The sequence below is a fragment of the Escherichia sp. AM3 genome (assembly GCF_032029835.1).
In the GTDB taxonomy this organism is placed as follows: Bacteria; Pseudomonadota; Gammaproteobacteria; order Enterobacterales; family Enterobacteriaceae; genus Escherichia; species Escherichia coli.
The window spans coordinates 1-1,806 of sequence record NZ_JAVUPQ010000244.1; the positions used below are offsets into that span (position 1 = coordinate 1).

Below are 1,806 nucleotides of genomic sequence, written 5' to 3' on the forward strand. Positions count from 1 at the left end.
GCATCATTCAGACACTGGGTGATGAATTGCTACAAAAAGCTGAGAAGAAAAAAAACATTGTCTGGCGTTATGAAAATTTTTCACTGGAGTGGCAGTCCGCCATTACGCAGGCCATCAACTTGATCGGCGAACACAAACCCTCAGTCCCGGCCCGCACAATGGCGGCACTAGCCTGTATCGCGCAAAATGACAACCAACAGTTGCTCGACGAAATCGTCCAACAAGAGGGGCTGGAATATGCGACTGAGGTGGTGATTGCACGCCAGTTTATTGCACGGTGTTATGAGAGTGATCCTCTGGTAGTCACATTGCAGTATCAGAACGAGGACTATGGCTATGGTTATCGCTCAGAAACCTATAACGAATTCGATCTCCGACTGCGTAAACACCTCTCTCTGGCAGAGGAAAGCTGCTGGCAGCGTTGCGCCGACAAACTCATTGCCGCACTGCCAGGAATAACCAAAGTTCGCCGCCCTTTTATTGCGCTGATCCTCCCCGAAAAACCAGAAATCGCCAATGAGTTGGTAAGCCTTGAATGCCCGCGGACTCATTTTCATTCTAAGGAGTGGTTAAAAGTTGTTGCTACTGACCCCAAAGCGGTGAGAAAACTCGAACGCTACTGGAGCCAGGATATATTTAGCGATCGAGAAGCCAGCTACATGTCGCATGAAAACCACTTCGGCTACGCGGCCTGCGCCGCCCTTTTGCGCGAACAAGGACTGGCAGCCGTTCCGCGCCTCGCGATATATGCCCATAAAGAAGATTGCGGCAGTCTGCTGGTACAAATTAACCATCCGCAAGTCATCCGCACCTTGCTGTTAGTTGCTGATAAAAACAAACCCAGCCTGCAACGTGTGGCTAAATACAGTAAAAACTTCCCCCATGCGACACTCGCCGCACTGGCAGAACTGCTGGCGTTAAAAGAACCACCAGCCCGCCCAGGTTATCCAATCATCGAAGACAAAAAGCTGCCTGCACAGCAAAAAGCTCGAGATGAATACTGGCGTACGCTGTTACAAACGCTGATAGCATCGCAGCCACAACTGGCAGAAAGGGTGATGCCGTGGTTAAGTACTCAAGCCCAGTCAGTGGTGAAGCGTTATTTATCGGCATCGCCAAAACCGGTTATTGATAGCACCGATAACAGCGGTCTGCCTGAAATGCTCGTTTCACCACCGTGGCGTAGTAAGAAAAAAATGACAGCTCCACGTCTTGATTTGGCACCGCTCGAATTAACTCCGCAAGTTTACGGGCAACCAGGCGAACAAGAGAGGCTTGCCGCCACTGAGTCTGCCCGTTATTTCAGCACGGAATCTCTTGCGGAACGCATGGAACAAAAAAGTGGACGAGTTGTATTACAGGAACTGGGTTTTGGGGATGATGTATGGCTGTTTCTGAATTATATACTCCCCGGAAAACTGGATGCTGCACGCAATTCACTCATTGTTCAGTGGCATTACTACCAGGGGCGGGTTGAAGAGATCCTGAATGGCTGGAACTCCCCGGAAGCACAATTAGCAGAACAGGCGCTCCGCAGCGGTCACATAGAAGCGTTAATTAACATATGGGAAAATGACAACTACTCACGTTATCGTCCGGAAAAGAGTGTCTGGAACCTGTATTTATTGGCACAGTTGCCGCGTGAGATGGCTTTGACCTTCTGGCTGCGTATCAATGAGAAAAAGCATCTGTTCGCGGGTGAGGACTATTTTCTCAGTATCCTCGGATTGGATGCGCTACCAGGTCTGCTGTTGGCTTTTTCACATCGTCCAAAAGAAACATTTCCGTTAATTTTAAATTTTGGCG

1 pseudogene is annotated in these 1,806 nt (G+C 49.3%); it reads left to right on the forward strand.

Features of this window, described 5'->3' with window-relative positions:
- Positions 1-2: 2 nt before the first annotated feature.
- Positions 3-1,806: pseudogene (locus tag RTW80_RS24635) on the forward strand (hypothetical protein); the annotation flags it as partial.